This is a genomic window from Rickettsia peacockii str. Rustic (assembly GCF_000021525.1).
Lineage (GTDB): Bacteria > Pseudomonadota > Alphaproteobacteria > Rickettsiales > Rickettsiaceae > Rickettsia > Rickettsia rickettsii.
Map to the genome: position 1 here is coordinate 1,105,888 of NC_012730.1, position 25,420 is coordinate 1,131,307.

A 25,420-nucleotide genomic window follows, 5' to 3' on the forward strand; every position below is an offset into this window, starting at 1 on the left:
TTCTTAATGGTATTTAAACCGCTATAATACTAGTTTAGGATAAATTTTATACTAAATTAGTATTGTCCTGTGGTCAAGCCGGCATTGTTGTGTGGATACCCACCCATCATTGCGAGCAGTCGTAGGTCTTGTTGCAGGCTTGTTTATGTCATTCCCGCGTAGGCGGGAATCCAGTAAAACATATAAAAAACTTGTGTTGTATATGTTTACTTTATCACATGTGTAACTTCTTACATCAATATTGAAGTTATTTTTCTGGATTCCCGCCTACGCGGGAATGACATAGAGAAGAAATAATATTTACGCCGGTATATCTGCAATAATCGGTTGTTTTTTGTTTGATTTTGTAGAAATGAGAGAGGTCATTATCGGTTCGACTAAGCCGTTAACTACCTCTTTTGTAATAGTAACACGCTGTCTTTTTAGCTCGGCAACTTTATACATACTATCAAGCAAAAGATGCTCAAGTATTGAACGAAGTCCTCTTGCTCCCGTCTTTTTAGCTAGAGCTTTTTCGGCAATAGTTTCTAAGGCTGAATCATCAATTACAAGCTCAGCATCATCAAGCTCAAATTGTTTCTGATATTGCTTTACTATGGCGTTCTTAGGCTTAGTTAAAATTGTAATTAAAGCTTCTTTGTCTAACTCATCTAAAGTAGTAACGATAGGTAATCTACCGATAAATTCAGGAATTAAACCGAATTTAGTTAAATCCTCAATCTCTAGGGATTTAAGAATCTCACTATTATTTTTCTCTTTATCCATATTTACGTTAGCTGCAAAGCCTATAGAACTATGATTAGTTCTTGAGGTTATAATGCTATCAATCCCCATAAAAGCACCACCACAAATAAATAAGATATTTGAAGTATCTAACTGTACGAAATCTTGTTGTGGGTGTTTCCTACCGCCTTGAGGAGGCACGGAAGCAACTGTTCCTTCCATAATTTTAAGTAATGCCTGCTGTACTCCTTCACCCGATACATCCCGTGTAATAGAAGGATTCTCCGATTTACGGGCAATTTTATCAACCTCGTCAATATAAATTATACCTTTTTGTGCTTTTGCTATATTAAACTCAGATGCTATCAATAAACGTAGTAATATATTCTCAACATCTTCACCGACATACCCGGCTTCCGTTAAAGAAGTAGCATCCGCCATAGTAAAAGGTACGTCTAAAATTTTAGCAAGCGTTTGAGCAAGTAAAGTTTTTCCTGAACCGGTAGGACCGATCAGTAAGATATTCGACTTATTAAGCTCAACGTCATTATTGCCGGATTGTACATATTCAAGCCTCTTATAATGGTTATAAACCGCTACTGCTAAAATCTTTTTCGCTTGATCTTGCCCAACTACATAATCATTTAGAATGCCACATATTTTTTGCGGCGTTGGAATTGAAGAAGTAATTTGCTTTAAAGCAACTTTATTTTCTTCTTTCATAATATCTGTACATAAATCTATACATTCATCACAAATAAATACTGCAGGACCTGCTATCAGTTTTTTTACCTCATGTTGTTTTTTACTACAAAACGAACAAATCAATGCTTTTTTATCAGCTTCTACTACCATTAACTTTCTTTTTTATGTTTATTTTAACAATTCTTACTATAGTACTCTTGCGTATATATAATAATCTTTATGCTCATTTGCAACTATTTCGTATTTTTTAAGAATTCCTTCCCTAGCAAAACCGCATCTCTCAAGAAGATTAATTGAACGAAAATTATCAGTAATTACTGTTGCTTGTACTCTTATAATACCAATATAATCAGCACATTTTAAAATATTCTTTATAGATTTTAACATCATACCTTGACCCCAAAAATTAGGATCTAGATCATAACTTATTTCTGCTCTATGATGCTCTAGATTTATTATATTAAAACCGGCAGTACCTATTAATTTATTATCGTCTTTAATGGCAATTCCCCAATAAAAACTTCTATGATTTTTATATAAACTAGACCAATAACGTATTGCCTCTCCGGCTTCTTCTACGTCTTTAGGCCTATTGCTATCAGTTATATAAATAGCCATTTCCGGCTTACTCATATAATTAAAATAATCTTGTGCATCCTCCGCGACTAACTCTCGTAAAACTATATCGTTTAAATCAAGCACAGGAAAAGGGGCATATAAATGTCCTCTATTTATCATATATACTAACTATTTTTCTGTATAATATAAATATTGCATATTCATATTATACAGAAGATTTTTAAATAATGAGTATACAAGGTGAACAACGGTTTCCACCTTGTATACAAATTTACTTCATATTATTTTATTATTAATTTTATTTATGAGTATATATCTATAATTATACATACTTAATCGGGTCTTGTACATTATTCTTTTTAAAAGCATCAAGTCGTGCAATACATGATAGGCATTGACCACAAGATAAACCGTCTTCTGTTGGATCATAACATGATATTGTTTTACTATAATCTACTCCAAGCTCAAGCCCTTTTTTAATTATTTGCTCTTTAGTCATATTTATTAAAGGAGCATGGATAGTAATTTTTTCTCCATTTACTCCTACCCTAGTTGCTAAATTTGCCATTGCTTCAAAAGATTTTATATATTCAGGACGACAATCAGGATAGTTAGTATAATCATTAGTGTGTACCCCAATAAAAATATCTCTAGCTCCTATAACCTCAACAACTCCTAGTGCGTAGCTTAAAAATATTGTATTACGTGCCGGTACATAAGTAACCGGTATGTCACTTGGTAATTGATCTGTGTTTTTAAATTTTGGTACATCTATATTATCATCAGTCAATGCAGAACCGATAAATGACTGCAAATCAATATTAATAACCCTATGTTGTTTTACATTATAATCTTTAATTAATCCTTGGATTTTTTGGACTTCCAGACTATTGCGTCTATGATAATTAAAACTTAGAGCATAAATTTCATAATCCGTTTTGCTAACTATCTCAAGAACCGTAGTAGAATCAGGTCCACCGCTTAATAAAATAACTGCTTTTTTTTTCATTGTTTTACCGATAAAGTTAATTTTTGAGATACTAAAGCATTTAAACTAATTTTTGCTCTAAGTGCTTCAAGTACTAAAGCTCGATGCACACGTTTATCTACTCTAACATTAAACTGTCCGCTATACTCTTTCCTAGACGGAGCTAAGGGGATAGATTGATTATGACTTATATAACTTTCTTTCATTAAAGTCCAAGCTTGTTGTAATTCTTGCAGTGCTTTTTCAGGCGAATTACCAAAAGCTGATACATTCGGTAGCTCTTCAAACCTTGCTAGCCAATCTCCATCCGTATCTTTAAAAAGTTCTATAGTAAATCCATCAAATGTATCATTTGTTTTCATCTTCATTTCCTTTTGCAAAGTTTAAAAATGGTCGAACTTGATATTCTTTTTCCATATTTCCAAAAGTGTGAATAGATAACCTATTTCCTTTGGGCAAGTACCAAATCTGATGGCTACCTTTTGGCCTATCTTTAACCCAACCGCACTTAGTCATTAAAGTATGAATCAGAGAAACTGAATCCTTTAGGATTTTGTTTAGCTTTCTTTATTTATAAGTTTTATATACTGATTCATGTTGTAACTATATATAGTTATAATATATAAGTCAAATAATATATGTTAATACAATAAATATTCTTGACTAACTCCTTCTGATAATCTAAATTTATGTTGTTAATTTATGGCGGGTGTAGCTCAGTTGGTTAGAGCATCAGGTTGTGGTTCTGAGGGTCGCGGGTTCGAATCCCGTCACTCGCCCCATATTTTGGAATTGTTGTGTGGTTACCAAATCATCATTGCGAAGAAAATTACAAAGTAATTGACGAAGCAATCCAGTAAAAAATGCTAAAATTAGTACTTTTTTGTTATTTTTCTGGATTGCCACGTCGCTTCGCTCCTTGCAATGATGATTTGACATCCATGCAACAACGCCTACAGTCGCTTGCAATGACATTTTTTTCTTATGGATATCAAACTTTTATATAGACTAGCTAAATATCTAAGGTTCTATAAAAAAGATTTGATCATCGTTATGATCTCTTTACTTAGCGTATCAGCTTCATTATTACTAATCGGTAGTGTTTTTAGAAATTTAGTTGATAAAGGCTTGAGCAAAGACCATATTTTATCGGTTGATAAATCTATATTATATATTTGTTTATTAATTATCATCTTAAGTATTGCTAGTTTTTTTCGTTCATATTTTATCAATAATGTTGCTGAAAAGGCAGTTAATCAAATAAGAAAAGAAGCTTATAGTAATTTAATTAATTATGAAATTGAAGAGTTTGAAGAACTAAAAATCGGCGATATAATTTCACGCCTAACAAATGATATAGATCAAATATCTACTCTCATCGTTAATTTCTTATCTTTTTTTATTCGCAATTCGGTGATGCTAATTGGCGGCATTACATTAATGTTTTTTGAAAGCTTTAAACTCGCTTCTATAGTAATTATTACCATTCCTATCTTATTAATTCCTTTAATTAAATTCGGCAAGCATGTTAAGGTTTTATCTAAAAAAGCTCTAGAATCTAAGTCACTTTTAGCATCGGATATTGATGAAACTTTTAATAATATTAGAGCTATTTATGCTTTTAACCATCAAATAAACAAAATTGCCGATTTTGACACTAAATTACAAAACTATTTAATATACTGCAAAACCCGTTTAAAAATTCGTGCTTTATTCTTTGCGATTTCAATAGCCGTTATATTTCTTGCGATTACTTTAGTCGTTTGGATCGGAGCTTCAGATATAGTGAAAGGTCATTTATCTGCGGGACAAATTATCTCGTTTATTTATTATGCGATTATCGCCGGAGTTAGCTGTGGCGGTATTTTTGAGCTACTAAGCGAAATGCATTTACCTGTTACAGCCCTTGAGAGAATAATTACAATTATAGATAAGACACCTATAGCACATAATAATTATTTAGAATTAAATAATTCCGATCCAATCTCGATAGAATTCAAAAATGTTGATTTTACCTATCATTCAAGACCTAATTTAAGGATTATTAATAATATGTCTTTGAAGATAAATGCCAATAAGTTTCTTGGTATTGTAGGTAGATCAGGTGCAGGAAAAAGTACTGTGATACAGTTACTGCTGCGTTTTTACCGGCAAGAAAACGGCACTATCCTTATTAACAATCAAGATATAAATCTTTTAAATCCTGCTGAAATTCGTAAATTAATTGCCTATGTTCCTCAAGAGGCTAGCATTTTTTCCGGCACTATAAAATCAAATATTATATTCGGTAATAATGAAGCAAGCGACGACGAAATAAATGAGATAATAAAAATTACAGGAATAGAAGAATTTGCTGCTAAACTTCATGACGGTATAAATGCTAAAATCGGTGAAAGAGGGGTTAGATTATCAGGAGGACAGAAACAAAGAATAGCTATTGCTAGAGCATTACTACGCATGCCGCAAATTTTGCTTCTTGATGAGGCAATGAGTGCTTTAGATACGATGAGCGAACAGAAATTACTAGAGTCTATAAAAAAAATAATGAGAGGGAACATTATTATATCAATTGCCCATCGAATTAGTAGTATAGAATCAGCTGATTATATTTTAGTCATAGATAAAGGAGGAGTAGTCGCTGAAGGATCACATAATGATTTATCTAAAAACTCAGAAATTTATCGAAATATTTGCAGAGAGCAGTTAACAATATAAAGGGGTATGTCATTCCTACGAAAGCAGGAATCCAGTCAACCTTAATGTCATACCACGACTTGAGCGTGGTATCTTAGGGCATAATCTGTGACACAAGATCCCGTGGTCAAGCCACAGTATGATACTGAACGCTTTTTACTAGATTCCCGCTTTCGCGGGAATGACAATAAAGTATATAATTGATATATTTGTTACAATAAAAGTTCCTTAGTATAAAAAATTTAAATGTTTAATATAATTTAGCTTGAAAGCTGCCGTAGCTTTGTTATAATCGTAATTACAAAACAAAAAAGGTTTACAAAATGAAAAATTTATTAAAGATTTTATTAATTCTAACTTTCACGAGCTCAGTATTTGCTTCATCAATGCAAATGCCTGCCCCAGCTTCAGTTACAACAACCCAAATACAAGCCATGAGTACTGACGATCAACAAGCTTGGGTTGCTAGTTTAACAGCAGATCAGTATAATATGTTAAGTCCTGATGTTCAAAAGTGGGTAATGGAGAATACTACCGATACTCAAAAACAAGCTTTAGGAATTAATCAGTAATATTTTAATTAATTTTTAAAATTGATAGGGGACTGGGAACAAAATAATTTTAATTGATAATTAAAAAGAATTTTTAGCGAAAATTAATAAGAGTTTTGAAGGAATAGTTAATCCTATTTTAAAAAAGCCTTATAATTTGCAGTAAAAATAAATTTAATTAGCTTTAAAATTTATTTTGTTAATAGTCCCACATTTTAGAAATCATTATTATTAACATATATTACTAAAAGTTTCTGTTTGCACTTCCTTTCAGTCTTCCTGTTATCGTGTCATGTATATACTCCTGATAAATAAAAATTGCTAGACGAGCATAAGTATTCATTTATTCTTTCTTTAGTAAAAGAATACACTAATTATTGTAAGCTATAAGAATATAGAAAGCTAATTTGTTGTGTGGCTTTGCTGCCATTCCTGCGTCCTTATTTATGTCATTCCCGCAAAAATGTTGTTGCGTGGATCGGTTTTTCCATCATTGCGAGAAAATTTACAATAGTAAGACGACTTGGTATCTATGCAACAATGCCTCGCAGGGATGACATCGCGCAAGGCTTTCGGCTTCAATAATACTTTGCTAAAATAACCTCAAACTAACAATTAATTATTACCGTAATCATCATTGAAATACTCGCTGGAGCGGAAATAGATTTATTCATTCCAAGTCTTCCTGAAATACAAGATACATTCAACCTTTCAACTTTTATGACAGAGTTACTACTTGGTGTTAATCTAACTGCTTATTGTATTACTTCGCTTATAGTCGGTAATTTAGGAGATAGGTACGGACGCAGACCGATTATTATACTCGGTTTACTGATTTTTAATCTTGGTAGTTTATTTTGTGTATTTGCAAATAATTATGCAGCGATATTATTTGGAAGATTTTTGCAAGGATGCGGGATATCATCGGTTGCAGTACTAGTATATATTGTTCTTGCCGATATTTATTCGGTACAAGAACAGCAAAGATTCATGGGCATTTTAAACGGCACTATTGCCCTTTCTATGGCAATAGCACCGGTTATAGGTAGCTACGTCAATTTATTTTGGGGCTGGCGTGGCAATTTTGTTTTGTTGCTTATAGTAGGTTTGATCAGCCTAATTCTTGGTATATTATTTATTCCAAAAAGAGAAGTTAATACAAAAATACGTATTTCTTTAAAAGAATATATACCTATCTTCAAATCGCCAAAAGCTATATATTATATACTTACAATGATATTTCTTGCACAAGGATATTGGATATTTATTGGGATTGCTCCTATTTTATATATGCAAGATTTAGGTGTAACTTTAGAATATTTCGGACTTTATCAAGGAGCAATGGCAGCTCTATTCTCAATTATGAGCTTTTCAAGCGGTTATTGCTTTAAAAAATTCGGTATTAAAAATTGCTTCTATTTTGGAGTTATATTTATAATACTATTCCTACTAGGCAATAGCATATTAGTTGTATATAATATTAATAATCCTTTAACCATAACAATAGTTACTTTATTATTATCTCTTGGCGTGATATATCCGATTAACATATTATGGCCATTGCTTTTAGAAGCTATTCCGGACGGTAAAGCTCGTATGACGGCTATTTTCACTGTGGCTAGATTGATTTTAACGGCATTTGGGCTGCAATTAGTAGGATTTTTAACGGTACTTTTACTCCTCTTGGCATTACTATATCCAGTGTTACACTATTTGGGTTAGTAACATTACCTAAATTATTTAAGTATGATAAAGTCTTTGAGATTTCTAGTAACGTGTAGATGTCTTTATGTCATCAATTGTGTCGTCATTGCGAGGAAAAACTGTAAGTGTTGACGAAACAATCTCAGGAATTTGTTATTATTTCATAAGATTACCACGCAGCCTACGGCTGTTCACAATGACAAAAAAGCTGATTCACACAGAAATAACCTAGAAACGGATGTAAGAAAAAATAAACAAATGATCAATAACAATTTTATCTTCAAGATAGCTTTCAGATATTTTAGAGCTAAGAAAAACGAAAAGTTTGTTTCTATTATTTCTGCCTTTTCTTTAGTGGGCGTCATGATCGGCGTTGCAACATTGATAGTAGTCATGTCCGTTATGAACGGTTTTCATATAGAGCTTACTAAAAATATTATCGGCTTAAATGGGGATATAGTGATAAATCGGCAAGGTGGTAGTATTGATCACTATGAAGAGATTAAAGCCAAACTCCTAAAACAAGATTATGTAAAACATGTAACATTCATTGCTCACGGTCAAGCTTTGGCTCTTGGTAAAAGTAATAATAGCGGTGTGCTTGTTAAAGGTATGAAATTAAAGGATCTAAGTGTAAGAAATGAAATTTTTAAAAATGTAAATTTTGGTAGTTTTGATAATTTTCACGGCAAAAACGTAATAGCACTCGGAGAACAATTAGCAAGCAATTTAGGCGTAACCGTTGGGGATAAGATTAGATTAATTTCACCGAATTCAGTTTCTACCACCTTTGGCAGTATGCCAAGATCAAAAGAATTTAAAGTTATAGCAATTTTCAATAGCGGTATGTATGATTATGATTTGACAACGATATTAATGCCGCTTACCGCAGCACAAAATTTCTTATCTCTCGGCAACGATATTAATTTAATCGAAATTAATAGTCTAGATCCCGATAAAGCTCTCACATATTCACATAAAATACAATCACTCTTAGGTCCAACCCTATATGTATTTAATTGGCAAACCTTAAATTCACAATTTTTAAGTGCTCTTGCTGTTGAGCGTACGGCTATGTTTACTATTCTATCTTTAATTATTACGGTTGCCGCATTTAATATTATTTCAAGCTTATTTATGCTTGTTAAAGATAAAACTTCAGATATTGCAATTCTTAGAACTATGGGAGCAAGCACTAAGCAAATAATGCTTATTTTTATCTATAACGGAATGTTTATAGGATTACTTGGCACAACACTAGGTGTAATCCTTGGTGTTACCTTTTCTTATAATATTCAAACTATCAAGAATTATTTGGAGCGTATAACCGGTACTAAAATTTTCGAGGCAGCTATTTATTTTCTTTATAGTTTACCTTCAAAAGTAAGAGCTGAGGATATTATTTTAATTACCTCTTTATCTATAATCTTGTGTTTTCTTGCGACAATTTATCCTTCTTATAGAGCCTCAAAATTAAATCCCGTGGATGCCCTAAGATATGAATAATACAGTCCTCATTTTAAAAAATATCTCAAAACATTACAGCCAAGGCAAAACTATTGTTAGAGTACTAGATGATCTTAATCTAACGGTTAATGAAGGTGAATTAATCGCTATAATAGGTTCTTCAGGTAGCGGCAAATCAACTTTACTACATATTGCCGGCTTGCTTGATAAACCTACAAAAGGTCAAGTCATCATACCAAATAGCAAGTATCAAAAATATCATCTAATTCGTCTTCATTATTTAGGTTTTATCTATCAACAACATCACTTACTTAAAGATTTTACCGCTCTTGAAAATGTTATTATGCCAAGGCTTATTAGTGGTCTTGACCAAAAAGAAGCAATAGAAGATGCAACAAAGATATTAGATGATTTAGGGCTTGGGAAAAAACTCTATAATATGCCTGGAGAATTATCGGGAGGAGAACAACAACGGGTCGCTATAGCTCGGAGCTTAATTAATAAGCCGAAAATTATTTTAGCAGATGAACCGACAGGTAATTTAGATCCCAAAACTACAAATGAAGTATTTAATTTATTTTTAAAAGTAGCAAAAGAACATAATACCGCAATTATTATGGTAACACATAACCATGAATTAGCACATAAAATGGATAAATTATATAAGCTAAAGCACAGATTATTAAATATAGCTTGATTTAAAGCTCAAAAATTCTAATAATTATATGTAGATTCTGTGAAGATTTCTAAAAAGATTTAATTTTGGCTCTTTTTTGCTGCAAATTATAAGATTTTTTTGAAATATGAATAACTATTCCTTCAAAAACCTTATAATTTTTGCTAAAAAATATCTTAAAATAGCAAATCAATTAGAAATTTTCACAGAACCCAATATTCTTTTAATAAAGGTTAGTAATGGCTGAGCCTATTATATTTACTCTGTTACTTGGAGATGCAGATCGGATATTAGAGAAAATAAACAAGCAGGAAACTCAAAATAAACTGCCTATTATCCGGCTAGAAGTTAATAAAGCATTACATATACCCGATAAAGAACGTATTTTTTCGGAGATCTTACAAGAATCCCACAAAAAGGGCAAAACACCGATTTTTAATATTCAACTTAATAACAATAATATACAACCCATTTTTAAGGTACAAGATTTAATTAATTTACAAAATTTAAATATAAAAACTACTATTACTTTTGATCAATATAATTCATTACCCCAAAATTCTGAACTAGAAGCTTATTGGAAGCAAATTATGAAAAAAGTTGATCATGTTTTTTTTACAAATGAAGCAGATCAAAATTTATCTATAGCCGATGGTATAGTACCAAAAGATAAAGCCACTACAATTACGGATATAAGTTTAGTAACATCTGTTTTTAACAATCTTGTATCTGATCGTAAAATTGATCAATTACTTTCCGGTACAATACCTGATAAAGAAAAGCTAGATAAAATAATAAAAAACGCTAAAAATCAAGGCGGTAGAGTGATTATAGAAACTTGGCCTCTTTCTGCAGACGAAGCAACAAATCTTATCACTGCTAAATTCGGTATTACCTCTGAAGATCAAATTTACGGATTGAAACTCGAAATTAATGAAATCTTAAAAGATGCAAATAATGCTGCTGAAAACTTAAAAAAATATATATCACAAATATCTAGGCAATTTCAAAAAGATTTAGGTAAAACTGAGGTAAATCCTATTAACTTTAATTTTATTAATACAAAGAAAGTTATGAATGATAGACCTAAGGATATACAAGTAGAACAAACAATATCATATGAACCTCCAAAAGCAAACCAACCACAACCGCAAGGTTTTTTTAAAAGAATTTTTAACTATTTTAAAGATATAATAACTAGTTTTAAAGAAGCAATATTCGGCAAAAAAGAAGAACCTAAAACTCACGAATCAACAACTCCAACTACGGAAGCAAAGCCGACAATAACAGAAGAACCACTAACCACTGTTGCATCTTCTATAAATCCACCGCAACAGCAAGCTCCCGCTAATAATCAAAAACCATGGGAAAAATTAGGAATTCCACAGGAAATGTATAAGGAATCTCTAAAAGCAGAACAACAATTAGCCAAACCAGTAATAGAGCCAAAACAGCAGATACCTGAAAAAAAATCATCACTGGTTATAAATACTGAAGATCAAGTTGGTGTTTATAATACAGGAAATATAAAACAACCTACTTATTTATACACTGAAGATGATATAAAAAATATATTGGAAGCAAATATAGATAAGAATATGTTCTCTATATTTCATCATGCCTCTTTAGAAGAGCCGGAAATACTAAAAGATACTCTTCGTGTTACAGTAGAGGATTTAATACTAGATAATAAGCCTACAATTATACCACTAAATACAGGACATAAACATTGGTTACTCTTAATGGCTAGTAAAGATTATAAAGGTAATATAAACTTTATGTATAATGATCCCTATGGTGAGCCATTGGAATCTCGACCAAAAGTAACAGAATATATTACCGAAATTTATCCCGATGCAAAAATAACAGACCTAAATACCAAGCAACAAGAAAATGTATATGATTGCGGAGTTTTCGTATGCGATAGTGCGATCAAACTCTCTAAAGGGCAAAACATTCTAACTACTGAAGAATCTAAAGACCAAGGTATAAATTTAAGGAAAGCTCAAGCTAATACATTATTAATACAGCAACAAGCAATAGCGATTGGACACGAATCACGCAAGACATCATCTACAAATAACAAATTTCACAATCTTATTAACAGCCGAAAAACAAAAGATACTGAAAGGAGTCGTTGATAACAAAAAAACATTAGGCAAAATCTATAATTACTAATATAATTATTTATAGTTAATTTATATTTTAACAAAGAATGACTACCGTACTTGTGATCGTTATTATAATAATGATCGCCTTATCTGCTTTATTTGCCGCTACCGAAACTGCTATTACCGCTTCTTCCCCAGGGAAGATTCATAAGCTTAAAATCGCCGGTAATAAGCGTGCTAAAACAATTTTAGAGGTTCTTAAGAAAAAAGAAAAGGTCATAGGAACTTTATTAATAGGTAATAGTTTAATCAATACTGTTTGTACCACTATTGCTACTACTCTCTTTATTAGCTTTCTTGGAGATAATGGACCCATTGTTGCTTCCGGCGTTATGGCTTTTATAATTATTGTTTTTGCCGAAGTAGTACCGAAAGCAATAGCCGTTGCTAAACCTGAACAATTAGCATTAAAAATGGCTTCAACTATCGTAATATTTTTAAAGCTTTTCAAACCTATTAATATTGCTCTTGATTACATTACAAAAATATTTTGCTTCATATTTCGTATTAATTTAAATCCTCAAATATCAGGAACGGAAGAAGTAAGAGGCGTGATTGAGCATTACCATCAAGAAGGCGGAGTTTATAAATCTGATCGTAATATGCTCGGCGGGATATTAGATATACGTAATATGACGGTATCGGAAATTATGACTCACAGAAGTAGTATTATAGCCCTTAATATCGACCTACCTCATGAAGTGATAATTAAAACTTTATTATCGGGTACTCATACACGTATACCTTTGTGGCAAGATAATAGAGATAATATAATAGGGATTCTCAATCTAAAAGATTTGCTTAAAACATTATACGAAAATAATAATGATGCAAAAAAAGTTGATATTAATAAACTTCTAACCCCACCTTGGTTTATCCCTGAGAATGCACTTGTAGTAGACCAGCTACATGCATTTAGAGAACGTAATAATCATTTTGCTTGTGTTGTAGATGAGTATGGTACTCTACTAGGTATTATTACTCTTGAAGATGTTATAGAAGAAATCGTAGGACCCATTACTGATGAACATGATAGACTTAATAATGAAATTATTAAGAAGTCTAATACCGAGTTCATTATAAAAGGAACTACGACTATTAGAGATATTAACCGAGAGCTTGATTGGAATTTATCGGATGAAGATGCAAACACTATAGCAGGATTAATAATCCATAAAATTGCTAGAATTCCAAATCAAGGGGAAGTAATTGAAATATTTAATTTAAAGGTAATTATTTTAAAGAAAATTGCCAATAAGATTGATAGCGTAAAAATTACCGTATTACCTACTACCGAGGCAACAATAAGCAGTGAGTGAAATCGGTAATTTTTTACTACTAACAACGATGTACTTGTCGGTTATCGGTTTGTCTTTTGTCTTTTATGTCATTCCTGCGAAAGCGGGAATCCATAAAAAATCTCTATTTTATAGACTGGATTGCCGCTTTCGCGGGAATGACAACTACCTCATTACTTGCCCCTTCTACATAGCTGCCTCATGTACTATACTTGCCTTTTTTACCCTAGTCTATGCTTTTATTATCTCTGACTTTTCACTACAAAATGTTTTCTTAAATTCCAGTACTTTAAAACCTTTAATATATAAAATAGCCGGTAGTTGGTCGAGCCACGAAGGCTCAATGTTATTATGGTTTTGTTTATTACAAATCGTTAGTTGCTGTTATATATTTTTACTTGAAGATAACCGTCTTAAATTTTTATCTATTATTATTCTATCAGCCATACAATTATTTTTTAGCAGCTTTATTTACTTTACCTCCAATCCTTTTAACGTGTTTTCTTTCGTTCCTAAAGAAGGGTTAGGCTTAAACCCGATGCTACAAGATATTGCTTTGAGCATCCATCCTCCTCTGCTTTATTTAGGCTATGTTAGCTATGTAGTACCGTTTACTATTGTTTGTGCCTCTATGTCATTCTCATACCCACTTATGTCATTCCCGCGAAAGCGGGAATCCATTAATGACATAAGATTTCTCAAAACATTTTCCAATATCGGTATCTTATTTACTACCATAGGAATTAGCCTTGGTTCTTGGTGGGCATATAGAGAACTCGGCTGGGGCGGATTTTGGTTTTTTGATCCGGTAGAAAATATTTCACTATTTCCTTGGTTATCCGGAATTATGCTCCATCATTCTATAATTGTAACAACAAAAACCAGACGTATGCAAAACTGGACAGTAATTTTATCCATCATTACTTTTTTATTAGTAATATTTAGTGCTTTTTTAGTACGTTCCGGTTTTATTACCTCAATTCACTCTTTTGCATTCTCACCTGAGAGAGGAATATACTTGCTTGGGATATTTTTGATTATGGGGATTGGTAGTATTGGGTGGTATACTACCACATCATTGCGAGGAAATGCATTAGCATTGACGAAGCAATCTCAGGAAACTAACCGAGATTGCCACAGCCACTTTCGTGGCTTCGCGACGAATTGTGGAAACTCCATACTCCTCGGTAATATATTCCTCCTTCTTAGCCTTATTGTGCTAATAGCTGCCACACTTTATCCGCCAATTTACTCTTTATTCGACGATAAATCTATTATTATTAGTGAAACATTTTTTGTTAATAATTTTATTATATTCGTTATCCCTATTCTTGGTACCATAGGATTATTTACTACCAGAAGCTCTATTAAAAAACATATTATAATTCTAATATTATCTCTAATAATTACTTATTTAATATCATTAAAAGTAACATTTAGTGTTATATCGATTTTAACTATAATCGCATCTATATTTCTTATGCTTCATAATATTCATTATCTTTTGGTTAAAACTAATTATTGTAGAAATAGACTTAAAGCAAGTAACGCTAGTATGATCCTTGGGCATTTTGGTTTTGCACTAATTAGTTTTAGTATTACTATGAATACATTATTACAAAGTGAAATGGATTTTACCGGCAGAGTAGGAACAAGTAAAACATTTAACGAATTTAAAGTAACATTGCAAAATATTAAGTTTGCTCAAGGTAAAAATTATTATAGACAAATCGCTGAATTTTGGCTTGAGGATAATAGCCGTAATATAACTATATTAAAGCCGGAAAATAGACTTTATATAGTTGAAAAGAGTTTATCGCAAGAAAGTGATATATACTCTTACTTATTATATGATCTTTACGCAGTTTTAAGTAATATAGACGGCGATATAATCCATGCTAAAATATATTACAAGCCAACGATAAGCTTTATTTGGCTTGGAATTATTCTTACCGCGTCCGGTTTTTTTATTGCACTAATCAGAAAAAATTCTAGCTAATTTGCACCATCACATTTAAGGTTTAAAATTTTAATACTATTCGGATGATCAGCACCGAATTGTTCTATCTGATTATTACGGAATTTTTCATACCAAAATTTCTTAGGTAAAGTACAACTAGCTTTAGCGGCTGCAAAATACATATTACTTATTTCATACACATTTTTCATATTTTCTTTATAATTATTCCAATATATATTTTCAGCAGTAGCATAAGCATCTACCGCCTCCTCATTTTGATTAAGTGTAATAGTTGAGATTATATCTTACATTTAGTAAAATAAATTAATTATTAAATGGAGATGAAAAATGAACTTAAATCAAAAAATAATAAAGCCAAAAATAGGGTTACTAGAACTAGCTAAGAGTCTTGGTAGCATATCATCAGCATGTAAAGCGATGGGCTATAGTAGAGATAGTTATTACAGATTTAAAGCACTGTATGAAACTGGTGGCGAAGAGGCATTATATGAAATTAGTCGAAGAAAGCCAATAATAGCGAATAGAGTTGATCCAGCGATAGAGAAAGCAGTAATGGATATGGCAATAGAATATCCAGCATATGGTCAGCTAAGAGTATCAAATGAGCTTAAGAAGAGCGGTATACTTGTATCGCCTGGAGGAGTGCGATCAATTTGGTTACGTAATGATTTAAACAATATCAGTAAAAGGCTTAAAGCATTAGAAGCAAAGATGGCTCAGGATGGTATTGTTCTTACTGAATCTCAATTACAAGTGCTAGAGGAGCGTCGTAATGAAAGAGAAGCTCATGGAGAAACTGAGACGCAGCATCCAGGTTATCTAGGATGTCAGGATACGTATTATGTAGGTAATTTCAAAGGTATAGGTAAGGTTTATTCTCAGGTATTTATTGATAGCTATACTAGGGTAGCTGATGCTAAACTATATACTGATAAAACAGCTTTAACTGCTGCTGATATGCTTAATGACCGCGTGTTACCATGGTACGAGACCCAAGGGATACCAATACTTCGTATTCTTACAGATCGTGGGTCAGAATATAAGGGGAATATAGAGCATCATGCTTTTGAGTTGTTTCTAAGTATCGAAGGTATAGAGCATACTACAACTAAGGCATATTCTCCCCAAACAAATGGTATGTGTGAGCGTTTTAATAAAACCATGAAACAAGAATTCTTTGATACAGCTATGCGGAAAAAGATTTATACAGATCTTGATGATTTACAATTAGATCTTGATATTTGGTTAGAGCATTTCAATAATGAGCGACCACATTCAGGAAAATATTGTTATGGAAAAACTCCTATGCAAACTTTTAAGGATAGTAAAAAATTAGCTGTTGAAAAGAATAATGAAATCTTGTATCTTGAATACGTCTCTGACAGTCAAAATGTAACTGACAATCAGGTGCAAAATTTATAGTGTCTGTAAGATCAAATCTTGACTTCTACACCTTACTCTTTTTTATTTAATAACCTCTTTAGCTCTCCTTTCGAAAGCTATAATCATTTTTTCGGTTGCTTTGGTAAAATAAGTGCCGATTAATTTATCCAGTATTACGGATTTCATTTTAAAATCAATAAAGAATTTTAATGCAGTTCCTGCCGTGCATGGAACAAATTGCCAAGTACTTTTTAAATATTCAAAAGGTCCTGAAATAGCTACCGTATTAATCAAATATATTCCATCATCTGTTATTTCGCTTGTAACTCGTGAGTTATATTTTTCTGAAAAGCCTTTTAACTGAATTACTAATTCAGCAATAACCTCTTGATTATTTTCTGAAATAATTCTAGAAGCAGAACACCAAGGCAAGAATTTAGGATAAGATTTTACATCCCAGACCAAATCAAACAATTCTTGCGGTTTATAGGGTAAAATTTTAGTGTGTTGAAGGCAAGGCATTAGAAATCTGTGACTTTACCTTTATGCTGCCAGTCCCCGTATCTTGTCGGTTCTAGACCTTTAACACCGCCAATTTCTTTTTCTTTTGGTAAATTTTCTTTTTCTGATATATTATTAGATATCTTTACAAACTTCGCTTCTAGAGGTAATTTAGACGTCGATCCGGTACTCATCACATCCTCACGTATGTCCATATACGCTGTAGTGCTGCGTTCCGTGTCTCCTGTACATTCCTCTCTATAAGCTGGTTTGGAAAGATGTCTATTATCTTTTTTATCGTCCATAGTACTAAATAATATGAAATATAACCGTATTTATATTAATAGTCGTTTAGCTGAAAATAGCAAGATAGAATTAGCAAGTGATCATCATGTTCATTATGTCAAAACGGTGCTACGTCTTAAAGTAAATGATGGCTTACGTCTCTTTAACAGTACGGATGGAGAATTTCTAGCACAAATTAACGATATAGGTAAAAATAACCTATCGGTTAGACTTAAAGAACAGTTAAAAAAGCCTTATACAGAATCTACGTTAACTCTTGCTGTTGCTATAATAAAGCAAGATAAATTAATGCTTGCAATAAATATGGCTACGCAACTCGGTATAACTAAAATTATTCCGTTAATTACTAGGTGGTGTCAATTTAGATCGGTAAATATCGAACGTTTAACGAAATGTGTTATTGAGGCAACAGAGCAATCAGAACGTCTTACTCCCCCGATAATTGAAAAAGCTATCACAATACAAGATTACCTAAAAAAGAATAAGAATTTGATGTTATATGCTAATGAACATGAAAAAGAAGAAAATTCTATATTACGAATTTCATCATCACTTAGTAATAGTGATATAACTATTATTGTAGGACCGGAGGGAGGCTTTACTAATGATGAGCTGGAACTTCTTGCCTCATATAAGAATACAAAATCTATAATTTTAGGAAGTAATATATTACGTGCTGAAACAGCAGCAATAACTGCTATAGCACAAGTGAGGTTGTTAGGTAGTCATTGCGAGGAAATTGCATAGCAATTGACGAAGCAATCTCAGGAGTTTGTTATGATTTCATGAGATTGCCACGCAGCCTACGGCTGTTCGCAATGACGCAAAGGTAGAGTTACTTCACCTTTTCTATTCCGGGTTTACAAAATAGCTTACCTAAACAAAGGAAAGAATATACACCACAAAAGCCTATAATTATATAAAGTATTGTAACAATAATTGGAAATGAGCCAAATAAAAGTGTGACTAAATTAAAATTAAATAATCCGACTAAGCCCCAATTTATAGCACCTATAGAAGATAATAAATGTACAGTAGTAATAAGTGGATTATTAGAAGTATTTATTAACATATTTAAGCTCCTTTTAGTTAAACGTAAAAGACCTTGTTGTGTGGCTCATACCTCTGTCATCCCACAACTTGATAGCGGGGTCTCCAGTTAAAATACTAAAATTACACTAGTATTATGGGTTACATTTTTGGATCCCGTGGCGAGGCCTCGGGATGACACTATATGCGTTTTCCGAGCCATGCAACAAAACTAACGTAAAATAATCATTCCTCATTTTGAGCTATATGTCTACTAAATTTTATAATTCTATAATTTATTAATCCTTCTTAAAAGTGTGATATATTACAGGTATAACAAAAATTGTAAATATAGTACCGATGTTTAATCCTCCAACTATTACAAAGCCTATAGAATTACGAGCAGCAGCACTGGCCCCGTCTGCAAAAACTAGAGGTAAAGCTCCGACTACGGCAGCAAGAGTAGTCATAAGAATTGGACGCAAGCGAAGTTTTGAGGATTCTATTATAGCTTCTTGAACCTTTACTCCTTTTGCTCTTAGCTGATTAGCAAATTCTACCATCATAATAGAATTCTTAGTAATTAATCCAATTAAAGTAATAAGTCCGATATTACTATACATATTAAGGCTATTACCGGCAAGCCAGAGAGCAAGTACACCACCGGTTATTGAGAAAGGTACGGCGAGTAATATTAATAAAGGGTCAGTAAAGCTTTCAAATTGAGCTGCAAGCACTAAATAGATAAATATAAGAGCAAACACAAATGTTATAAGCATATTACTGTCTGCCTCTCTCATTTGTTTAATTTCTCCTATATATTCAATTATAGTATTACTAGGATCAAGTAACTTAGCGGCTATTTTATTGATTTCATTAATTGCATCATCAATTTTCCTGTCAGGAGCAAGATCGGAAGAAATAGTAACGAATTTTGAATTATTATAATGACTATATGATTTTACTGATATTTTTTCCGTAATATTGGCTATCGATTCAAGCGGTAACATATTATTATTTTTTGCTCTGATTAAAATTTTACTAAAATCGCTAATATCTTTTCGATCTTTTTGATTAAATTGTAATATAACGTCATATAAATCATTACTCATTCTAAAATGCCCGATTTGTTGACCTGCAAGTAAATATTGTACCGTTTTGCCTATATTTGCCAAATCCATTCCGTATAAATAAGCCTTATCACGGTTGACTTCTATACTTATAGTCGGCATTGCCGATTGTAAATTTCTATTGACGTTTAAGAAAATAGGATTTGTTTTCATTATATCAATAAATTGTTGTGATATTTTATCTAGATCATCATATTCAAGGTTCGTTTGAATAGTAAATTCGATAGGGCTACTTGCATTCCCGCTAACCATTGAACGTGGATCCATAGCGTAAATCGACATGCCCGGTATTTCAGAAAACTGCTTATTTAACATATTCTTAATAGTTTCTTGGGAACAAGAACGCTCACCCCAATTTTTTAGAGGAATGAATCCAAAAACGTTATCGCTACCGCCTGCACCTATTACCATCAGATAACCTAATATATCTTTATAATTAGCAAGGATTTTTTCGGCTTCTTTCACTACTTTAGTAGAAGATTCTAAATTAGAACCTTCAGGACCTTTAAGAGAAACTTGTAAGAATCCATCATCTTCTTGGGGTACGAAAATTTTTTGAGTAAATTTAAAACTAATAATCAGCACTATAAATGATGATGCAATAATGATGACAAATTTCTTTTGATTGTCAAAAGTTAGCTTTAGATAGTAAATATATTTATTTTGAATAAATTGTAGAATGTCGTTAAACTTTACTAAGAATTTCGGTAAGTCCGTATTATGTTTTTTAACCATACGACTTGACATCATAGGAGTTAAAGTTAAAGCAACAAATCCTGAGAACAAAACACAAAATGCTAAAGTCCAAGCAAATTCAATAAATAATTTCCCGATAAAACCCTCTATAAAACCCACGGGTAAAAATACGGCAGCAAGCGTAATAGTCATAGCAATGATTGCAAAGCCGATTTCTTTAGAAGCAAGCATAGCCGCTTCCATGGGTTTATGCCCCATTTCATTATATCTAAAAATGTTTTCAAGCATAACTATCGCATCATCGACCACTAAACCTATAGCAAGTATCATAGCAAGGAGCGTAAATATATTAATAGAAAATCCAAAAGCATACATTACACTAAAAGTACCGATCAACGATACCGGAATCGTTACAAACGGAATTAAGGTAATTTTAGCAGAAGCAAGAAATAAATAAGTGACTAAAACTACTAATATTAAAGCTTCAAAAATTGTTTGAAATACTGCATAAATTGATGCTTTTACAGGTGTTGCTGCATCATATGCGATACCCATGCTTATTCCTTTGGGCATGGATTCTTTAATTCTTTCTAGTGCTTTAGTTACTTCATGTGATAAATCTATGACGTTAGCTTTTGATTCTTTTATAAGACCAAGGGCAATAGAGCTTTTGCCGTTATATCTAAAAATTATGTCCTCATCGGGAGAAGTTAAAGATATTTTTGCTATATCTCGTAATTTTATGATACCTCCATTTTGTACTTTTAGAATAATATTACCGAATTCTTCCGGTGTAGATAAAGAACCTGCAAGAGTTACTATAAAATTATTGCTTTTTGTTTTAATCGTACCTGCGGGATAATCTTTGTTTTGCTCTTTTATTGCGGATTCAATCTCCAATAAAGAAATTTTATGTTGATATAATTTTTTAGAATCGGGTTCTATTCTCATTATATATTCCCGACCGCTGTAAATTTGTGACTGTCCTACGCTTTCAAGTTTATCTAACGGTGTTTGTAGATTATCTTCGACGATCTTTGTTAATTCTAAATCGCTATATTGATCACTTTCAATGCTTATGAAGAGGCTTGGGAAACTATCGGCATCAAGTTTTGTAACTGACGGGGCTTTCATATCTTGCGGGAACATATAAGTGATATCCGATATTTTGGCGCGGACATCGTTTAGTGCTACTTCAATATCGGTAGATAATAGAAACGATAAAGTAATACTACTTTTTCGCCGGTAGAACTTTGAGAAGTTATATAATCTAAATTTTTAACCGTTTTTAAAGCTTTTTCTATACGTGTCGTTATTTCTTGCTCCATATATAAGGCATCGGCACCTGCATAATGAGCTTCGACATTTATAATAGGAACTGAAATATCCGGAGTACCTCTAATTTGTAGTTTGGTAAAAAACATTGCTCCAAGAGTTACGATAACCAAATTCAAAACTGTAGCAAAGACAGGGCGTTTAATACAAATTTTAGACAATAACATTGGATTAAAAATTTTATTCTAAATTAATGTGCATAGTGAATTATTACATAATCTGCTATTCGGTTAGAAATATTCTATATAAAAGGTGAAAGACGGTTTCCACTTTTTATGTAAATTAAGTATATATTGTTTTTTATTAAAAAACTTATAATTTTTTATAGAGTAGAAAATTAGTTTTTGTAATTTACTACTGACAATAAGTTATGGTTTTAACGATAAATTTTCACTTTAATTACTTGATTAAGATAGTTTTAACAGTATAACTGATGTAAAATGGCTACATTTTTCTATAAATTAATATAATAACGTATATATTTTAAATTTTGTAAATAACTGGCATTTGCAGTATGTGGGTAGTTTGTTATAATTAACTCACATAAAAAATATATTGATGTATATTATTGCCAGTTGTATATATTGTTTTATAAAAAAACATCAATACATATTAACCTATCAAAGGAGAATTGATTTTATTATGAGTACACATAACACAAAAGAACCAAAAAAAATGAATAAAACCGAATTTATAGCATTTATGACCGACCATGGTCATAATCATAAACATGCTTCACATAAAACATTAACAAAAGCTGAAGCCGAGAAAGCACTTAATTTAGTTCTTGATAGTGTAATTAGTGCTATAAAGAGCCACCATAATATTAATATAACAGGTTTCGGTTCATTTGAAATACATCATAGAAAAGCACGTGAGGGTCGTAACCCAAAAACCGGAGCAAAAATGAAAATAGATGCTTACAATCAACCTACTTTTAGAGCCGGAAGAAAAATGAAAGAAGCTTGTAATTAAAAGAAGTAACGTATTTACAGTACTAATAATTTCCGAACCCCGTTACATGCTTGCGGGGTGACACTAGAAAAACCAGCTCATGCAATAATGCTCTGCAAAAGCCGGAATGATATAGAATACTTCTTAAGTACAATTCATAATGATATTACAACCATTGATAATTGAACGCCTAGAGTTTAACTTAAAACATAATACGCTATACAATAGTTGGCTTATCGAAGCCGAAAATATAGAGCAAGCTTTAAAAGATTTAGAAGAGTTTATATATATTAAGCTTTTTAAGAATAGCATTCCTCTTGACAACAATCCTGATTATCATTTCATCGCTAGGGAAACTTCAGCTACATCTAATGCTAAAAATATTTCTATTGAACAAATAAGAAAATTACAAGACTTCTTAAGTAAAACTTCTGCAATTTCAGGTTATAAAGTTGCAATAATTTATGCGGCAGAGCTTATGAATTTGAATGCAGCGAATTCATGCTTAAAAATTCTTGAAGATGCACCAAAGAATAGTTACATTTTTTTAATTACTTCAAGAGCTGCAAGTATTATTTCTACAATTAGATCAAGATGTTTTAAAATTAATGTTAGATCATCTATCCATCATACTAAAAACGAATTATATTCCGAGTTTATTCAGTCGATAGCAGATAACAAAACGTTAGATTTTATTAATCGCTTTACTACTAAAGACCGAGAATTATGGCTAGATTTTATTGATAATTTATTATTATTAATGAATAGAATCCTTAAAAAATCTGCCAACGTTAATATTGAACTTCTAGATTTGGAAAATAAGATTTTTAATAAACTATCAAATAGACACCCTTCATATTTACTGCAAAAATTTACCGACATAAAAAAGTTAATATATAATACCATTGATTATGATTTGGACTTAAAAACAAGTTATATATTAGTGGTGAATGAGTTTTCTAGTAATTAACACGATATCACTACGTTCCTTTCTATGTTATCCATAAAACAACAAAATATATTGAGATACTCTTTTTTTTAAAAATAGTTAATAGATATTCAAGATAGAAAGCGGCTTCCCTCTAGAATATAAATTTAATTTATGTTTTATTTTGACTATTGTTAATTTACTCGTAGTATATATTAGGTTTTAGGAACTTTATAAATTAAATTATTTGCATGTTTAAAACTTTAACACAAAATTTAACGAAGATTTTTGATAAGCTAGTTAGCTCAGGCATTTTGACGGAAGCCCAAATAGATGCTGCTATGCGGGATATAAGAGTGGCTCTTTTAGAGTCAGATGTTGCATTACCGGTGATAAAAGATTTTATAGCGGAAGTTAAACAGAAAGCTTTAGGGCAGGAGGTTATTAAGTCTGTTTCACCTGGACAGATGATAATTAAAATTATCCATGAAGAGATGATCAATCTCTTAGCTTCAAGTAAAAGTGAGACAAAGCTAAATTTAAATTCAAAGCCGCCCGTAAATTTCCTAATGGTAGGGCTGCAAGGGAGTGGTAAAACTACGGCGAGTAGTAAGCTTGCTTTACGGCTTAGCAATCAAAATAAGAAAGTTTTACTTGTTTCTTTGGATACTTACAGACCGGCCGCACAAGAGCAACTCGCTATACTTGCAAACTCAGTACAAATTAATTCATTACCTATTGTGCAAGGTGAGAAACCCCTCGATATTGTCAAAAGAGCTATTGCCGAGGCTAAAATTTCTGCTTATGATGTCGTAATTTATGATACGGCAGGTCGTACACAAATTGATAAAGCGATGATGGAGGAAGCGCTTGCAATAAAAAAGATAGTGGAGCCTACAGAAACTTTGTTAGTAATCGACAGTATGACAGGGCAGGATGCAGTAGTTACGGCAAGTAGTTTTAATGAAAAGTTAGCAATTTCAGGATTAATTTTATCTAGAATTGATGGCGATTCCAAGGGTGGTGCAGCACTCAGTGTAAAATATATTACTAAAAAGCCGATTAAATTTTTAAGTAGCGGTGAAAACCTAATTGATTTAGAAGAATTCGATGCTGAACGTTTAGCTTCTCGAATACTGGATATGGGTGATATTATCTCTTTTGTTGAAAAAGCAGCTAGTATTGTTGATAGAGAAGAAGCCGAAAAAACGGCAGCTAAATTAAAAAAGGGTAAGTTTGATTTAAATGATTATCTTCAGCAAATGAGAAGTATAAAAAAAATGGGAGGTTTTGGAAGTATACTTAGTATGTTACCGGGTAGCGGTAAAATTATGGATCAAATAGATCAATCAAAATTAAATAGTAAAATAATTGAACATCAAGAAGCAATTATTTTATCTATGACGCCAAAAGAACGTAAAAATCCCGATATAATTAATGCTTCTCGTAGGAAACGTATAGCTGTTGGAGCAGGAACTACGGTACAAAAGGTAAATATTTTGCTAAAGCAATATAAACAAATAAGCGAGATAATGAAAAAAGCCAGTAAAATGAATCCTAAAAATCTATTACGTAGCGGAATTGGAAAATTGTTTTCTTGAATTTATATTATATCTACATT

The 25,420-nt window shown here is 31.9% G+C and carries 21 protein-coding genes, 1 tRNA gene and 2 pseudogenes; 14 read left to right on the forward strand and 10 right to left on the reverse strand.

The window, feature by feature from the left end; translation table 11 throughout:
• Window positions 1-300 precede the first annotated feature (300 nt).
• The 5 genes from clpX to RPR_RS09810 all read right to left on the reverse strand — a co-directional run bounded on the left by clpX (window position 301) and on the right by RPR_RS09810 (window position 3,511).
• On the reverse strand, window positions 301-1,578 hold the full coding sequence (gene clpX / locus RPR_RS06615) for an ATP-dependent Clp protease ATP-binding subunit ClpX (RefSeq protein ID WP_012736980.1): 1,278 nt from the start codon (window positions 1,576-1,578) through the stop codon (window positions 301-303).
• A gap of 36 nt (window positions 1,579-1,614) precedes the next feature.
• The gene (locus RPR_RS06620) at window positions 1,615-2,166 is read right to left on the reverse strand and encodes a GNAT family N-acetyltransferase (protein ID WP_012736981.1); all 552 of its coding nucleotides are present in this window, start codon (window positions 2,164-2,166) and stop codon (window positions 1,615-1,617) included.
• Between the two features lie 163 nt (window positions 2,167-2,329).
• A complete protein-coding gene (queC, locus tag RPR_RS06625; RefSeq protein WP_012736982.1) occupies window positions 2,330-3,016 on the reverse strand; it encodes a 7-cyano-7-deazaguanine synthase QueC in 687 nt (228 codons plus the stop codon).
• Window positions 3,013-3,357 carry a type II toxin-antitoxin system HicB family antitoxin gene (locus tag RPR_RS06630; RefSeq protein WP_012151206.1) on the reverse strand — a complete coding sequence of 115 codons (345 nt, stop codon included), beginning with the start codon at window positions 3,355-3,357 and terminating at the stop codon, window positions 3,013-3,015. Before RPR_RS06630 ends, queC begins: the two co-directional genes overlap by 4 nt.
• Window positions 3,344-3,511 carry a type II toxin-antitoxin system HicA family toxin gene (locus RPR_RS09810; protein ID WP_085065754.1) on the reverse strand — a complete coding sequence of 56 codons (168 nt, stop codon included), beginning with the start codon at window positions 3,509-3,511 and terminating at the stop codon, window positions 3,344-3,346. The genes RPR_RS06630 and RPR_RS09810 overlap by 14 nt, the downstream gene beginning before the upstream one ends.
• Before the next feature lie 189 nt (window positions 3,512-3,700).
• On the opposite strand from RPR_RS09810, the gene RPR_RS06640 reads away from it, so the two are divergent.
• From RPR_RS06640 to RPR_RS06685, 9 genes and pseudogenes are all read left to right on the forward strand, one after another.
• Window positions 3,701-3,777: transfer RNA gene (locus RPR_RS06640), tRNA-His, on the forward strand.
• A gap of 202 nt (window positions 3,778-3,979) precedes the next feature.
• Window positions 3,980-5,710 carry an ABC transporter ATP-binding protein gene (locus tag RPR_RS06645; RefSeq protein WP_012736983.1) on the forward strand — a complete coding sequence of 577 codons (1,731 nt, stop codon included), beginning with the start codon at window positions 3,980-3,982 and terminating at the stop codon, window positions 5,708-5,710.
• 302 nt (window positions 5,711-6,012) lie between these two features.
• Window positions 6,013-6,261 carry a DUF2673 domain-containing protein gene (locus RPR_RS06650; protein ID WP_012736984.1) on the forward strand — a complete coding sequence of 83 codons (249 nt, stop codon included), beginning with the start codon at window positions 6,013-6,015 and terminating at the stop codon, window positions 6,259-6,261.
• A 639-nt stretch (window positions 6,262-6,900) separates the two neighbouring features.
• Window positions 6,901-8,021: pseudogene (locus RPR_RS06655) on the forward strand (multidrug effflux MFS transporter).
• A 181-nt stretch (window positions 8,022-8,202) separates the two neighbouring features.
• Window positions 8,203-9,450, forward strand: coding sequence for a lipoprotein-releasing ABC transporter permease subunit (locus RPR_RS06665; RefSeq protein WP_085065756.1), 1,248 nt, complete (start codon window positions 8,203-8,205; stop codon window positions 9,448-9,450).
• Window positions 9,443-10,108 carry an ABC transporter ATP-binding protein gene (locus RPR_RS06670; protein ID WP_012736987.1) on the forward strand — a complete coding sequence of 222 codons (666 nt, stop codon included), beginning with the start codon at window positions 9,443-9,445 and terminating at the stop codon, window positions 10,106-10,108. The genes RPR_RS06665 and RPR_RS06670 overlap by 8 nt, the downstream gene beginning before the upstream one ends.
• A 218-nt stretch (window positions 10,109-10,326) precedes the next feature.
• Window positions 10,327-12,228, forward strand: a complete 1,902-nt coding sequence (locus RPR_RS06675) for a Ulp1 family isopeptidase (RefSeq protein WP_012736988.1) — start codon at window positions 10,327-10,329, stop codon at window positions 12,226-12,228.
• Between the two features lie 74 nt (window positions 12,229-12,302).
• Window positions 12,303-13,577, forward strand: coding sequence for an HlyC/CorC family transporter (locus tag RPR_RS06680; RefSeq protein WP_012736989.1), 1,275 nt, complete (start codon window positions 12,303-12,305; stop codon window positions 13,575-13,577).
• Window positions 13,570-15,555, forward strand: coding sequence for a heme lyase CcmF/NrfE family subunit (locus RPR_RS06685; protein ID WP_012736990.1), 1,986 nt, complete (start codon window positions 13,570-13,572; stop codon window positions 15,553-15,555). Before RPR_RS06680 ends, RPR_RS06685 begins: the two co-directional genes overlap by 8 nt.
• Here RPR_RS06685 and RPR_RS08335 read toward each other — a convergent pair.
• Window positions 15,552-15,725, reverse strand: coding sequence for a hypothetical protein (locus RPR_RS08335; RefSeq protein WP_228368842.1), 174 nt, complete (start codon window positions 15,723-15,725; stop codon window positions 15,552-15,554). The genes RPR_RS06685 and RPR_RS08335 overlap by 4 nt on opposite strands.
• Window positions 15,726-15,864: 139 nt before the next feature.
• Here RPR_RS08335 and RPR_RS06690 point away from each other — a divergent pair, with 139 nt between their 5' ends.
• Window positions 15,865-16,959 (forward strand): IS481-like element ISRpe1 family transposase, encoded by a 1,095-nt coding sequence (locus tag RPR_RS06690; protein WP_012736375.1) that lies wholly within the window; start codon window positions 15,865-15,867, stop codon window positions 16,957-16,959.
• Window positions 16,960-17,001: 42 nt separating this feature from the next.
• Here the strand turns inward: RPR_RS06690 and RPR_RS06695 are convergent, their stop codons facing one another.
• Both RPR_RS06695 and RPR_RS06700 read right to left on the reverse strand, forming a co-directional pair.
• Window positions 17,002-17,442: a type II toxin-antitoxin system RatA family toxin gene (locus RPR_RS06695; protein WP_004996594.1), complete on the reverse strand. Its 441-nt coding sequence runs from the start codon at window positions 17,440-17,442 to the stop codon at window positions 17,002-17,004.
• Window positions 17,442-17,726, reverse strand: coding sequence for a DUF1674 domain-containing protein (locus RPR_RS06700; protein WP_012736991.1), 285 nt, complete (start codon window positions 17,724-17,726; stop codon window positions 17,442-17,444). The genes RPR_RS06695 and RPR_RS06700 overlap by 1 nt, the downstream gene beginning before the upstream one ends.
• A gap of 13 nt (window positions 17,727-17,739) precedes the next feature.
• Between RPR_RS06700 and RPR_RS06705 the strand changes: the two genes are divergently transcribed.
• Window positions 17,740-18,474 (forward strand): 16S rRNA (uracil(1498)-N(3))-methyltransferase, encoded by a 735-nt coding sequence (locus RPR_RS06705; protein WP_012736992.1) that lies wholly within the window; start codon window positions 17,740-17,742, stop codon window positions 18,472-18,474.
• Between the two features lie 88 nt (window positions 18,475-18,562).
• On the opposite strand, the gene RPR_RS06710 is transcribed toward RPR_RS06705, so the two are convergent.
• Both RPR_RS06710 and RPR_RS06715 read right to left on the reverse strand, forming a co-directional pair.
• A complete protein-coding gene (locus RPR_RS06710; RefSeq protein WP_012736993.1) occupies window positions 18,563-18,799 on the reverse strand; it encodes a DUF378 domain-containing protein in 237 nt (78 codons plus the stop codon).
• Between the two features lie 256 nt (window positions 18,800-19,055).
• Window positions 19,056-22,084 (reverse strand): annotated as a pseudogene (locus RPR_RS06715) (efflux RND transporter permease subunit).
• Between the two features lie 475 nt (window positions 22,085-22,559).
• Here RPR_RS06715 and RPR_RS06720 point away from each other — a divergent pair.
• The 3 genes from RPR_RS06720 to ffh all read left to right on the forward strand — a co-directional run bounded on the left by RPR_RS06720 (window position 22,560) and on the right by ffh (window position 25,400).
• Window positions 22,560-22,892 (forward strand): HU family DNA-binding protein, encoded by a 333-nt coding sequence (locus RPR_RS06720; protein ID WP_004996579.1) that lies wholly within the window; start codon window positions 22,560-22,562, stop codon window positions 22,890-22,892.
• A gap of 139 nt (window positions 22,893-23,031) precedes the next feature.
• The gene (locus tag RPR_RS06725) at window positions 23,032-23,841 is read left to right on the forward strand and encodes a DNA polymerase III subunit delta' (RefSeq protein ID WP_012736994.1); all 810 of its coding nucleotides are present in this window, start codon (window positions 23,032-23,034) and stop codon (window positions 23,839-23,841) included.
• A gap of 209 nt (window positions 23,842-24,050) precedes the next feature.
• The gene (ffh, locus tag RPR_RS06730; RefSeq protein WP_012736995.1) at window positions 24,051-25,400 is read left to right on the forward strand and encodes a signal recognition particle protein; all 1,350 of its coding nucleotides are present in this window, start codon (window positions 24,051-24,053) and stop codon (window positions 25,398-25,400) included.
• Window positions 25,401-25,420: the final 20 nt, after the last annotated feature.

Bases quoted from the DNA above. Each gene is read 5' to 3' on its own strand.
- RPR_RS08335 (WP_228368842.1), bottom strand. From the start codon at position 15,725: ATGAAAAATGTGTATGAAATAAGTAATATGTATTTTGCAGCCGCTAAA.
- RPR_RS06700 (WP_012736991.1), bottom strand. From the start codon at position 17,726: ATGGACGATAAAAAAGATAATAGACATCTTTCCAAACCAGCTTATAGA.
- RPR_RS06675 (WP_012736988.1), top strand. From the start codon at position 10,327: ATGGCTGAGCCTATTATATTTACTCTGTTACTTGGAGATGCAGATCGG.
- RPR_RS09810 (WP_085065754.1), bottom strand. From the start codon at position 3,511: ATGACTAAGTGCGGTTGGGTTAAAGATAGGCCAAAAGGTAGCCATCAG.
- RPR_RS06650 (WP_012736984.1), top strand. From the start codon at position 6,013: ATGAAAAATTTATTAAAGATTTTATTAATTCTAACTTTCACGAGCTCA.
- RPR_RS06620 (WP_012736981.1), bottom strand. From the start codon at position 2,166: ATGATAAATAGAGGACATTTATATGCCCCTTTTCCTGTGCTTGATTTA.
- RPR_RS06725 (WP_012736994.1), top strand. From the start codon at position 23,032: ATGATATTACAACCATTGATAATTGAACGCCTAGAGTTTAACTTAAAA.
- RPR_RS06680 (WP_012736989.1), top strand. From the start codon at position 12,303: ATGACTACCGTACTTGTGATCGTTATTATAATAATGATCGCCTTATCT.
- queC (WP_012736982.1), bottom strand. From the start codon at position 3,016: ATGAAAAAAAAAGCAGTTATTTTATTAAGCGGTGGACCTGATTCTACT.
- RPR_RS06705 (WP_012736992.1), top strand. From the start codon at position 17,740: ATGAAATATAACCGTATTTATATTAATAGTCGTTTAGCTGAAAATAGC.
- RPR_RS06630 (WP_012151206.1), bottom strand. From the start codon at position 3,357: ATGAAAACAAATGATACATTTGATGGATTTACTATAGAACTTTTTAAA.
- ffh (WP_012736995.1), top strand. From the start codon at position 24,051: ATGTTTAAAACTTTAACACAAAATTTAACGAAGATTTTTGATAAGCTA.
- RPR_RS06645 (WP_012736983.1), top strand. From the start codon at position 3,980: ATGGATATCAAACTTTTATATAGACTAGCTAAATATCTAAGGTTCTAT.
- RPR_RS06670 (WP_012736987.1), top strand. From the start codon at position 9,443: ATGAATAATACAGTCCTCATTTTAAAAAATATCTCAAAACATTACAGC.
- RPR_RS06720 (WP_004996579.1), top strand. From the start codon at position 22,560: ATGAGTACACATAACACAAAAGAACCAAAAAAAATGAATAAAACCGAA.
- RPR_RS06695 (WP_004996594.1), bottom strand. From the start codon at position 17,442: ATGCCTTGCCTTCAACACACTAAAATTTTACCCTATAAACCGCAAGAA.
- RPR_RS06690 (WP_012736375.1), top strand. From the start codon at position 15,865: ATGAACTTAAATCAAAAAATAATAAAGCCAAAAATAGGGTTACTAGAA.
- RPR_RS06710 (WP_012736993.1), bottom strand. From the start codon at position 18,799: ATGTTAATAAATACTTCTAATAATCCACTTATTACTACTGTACATTTA.
- clpX (WP_012736980.1), bottom strand. From the start codon at position 1,578: ATGGTAGTAGAAGCTGATAAAAAAGCATTGATTTGTTCGTTTTGTAGT.
- RPR_RS06665 (WP_085065756.1), top strand. From the start codon at position 8,203: ATGATCAATAACAATTTTATCTTCAAGATAGCTTTCAGATATTTTAGA.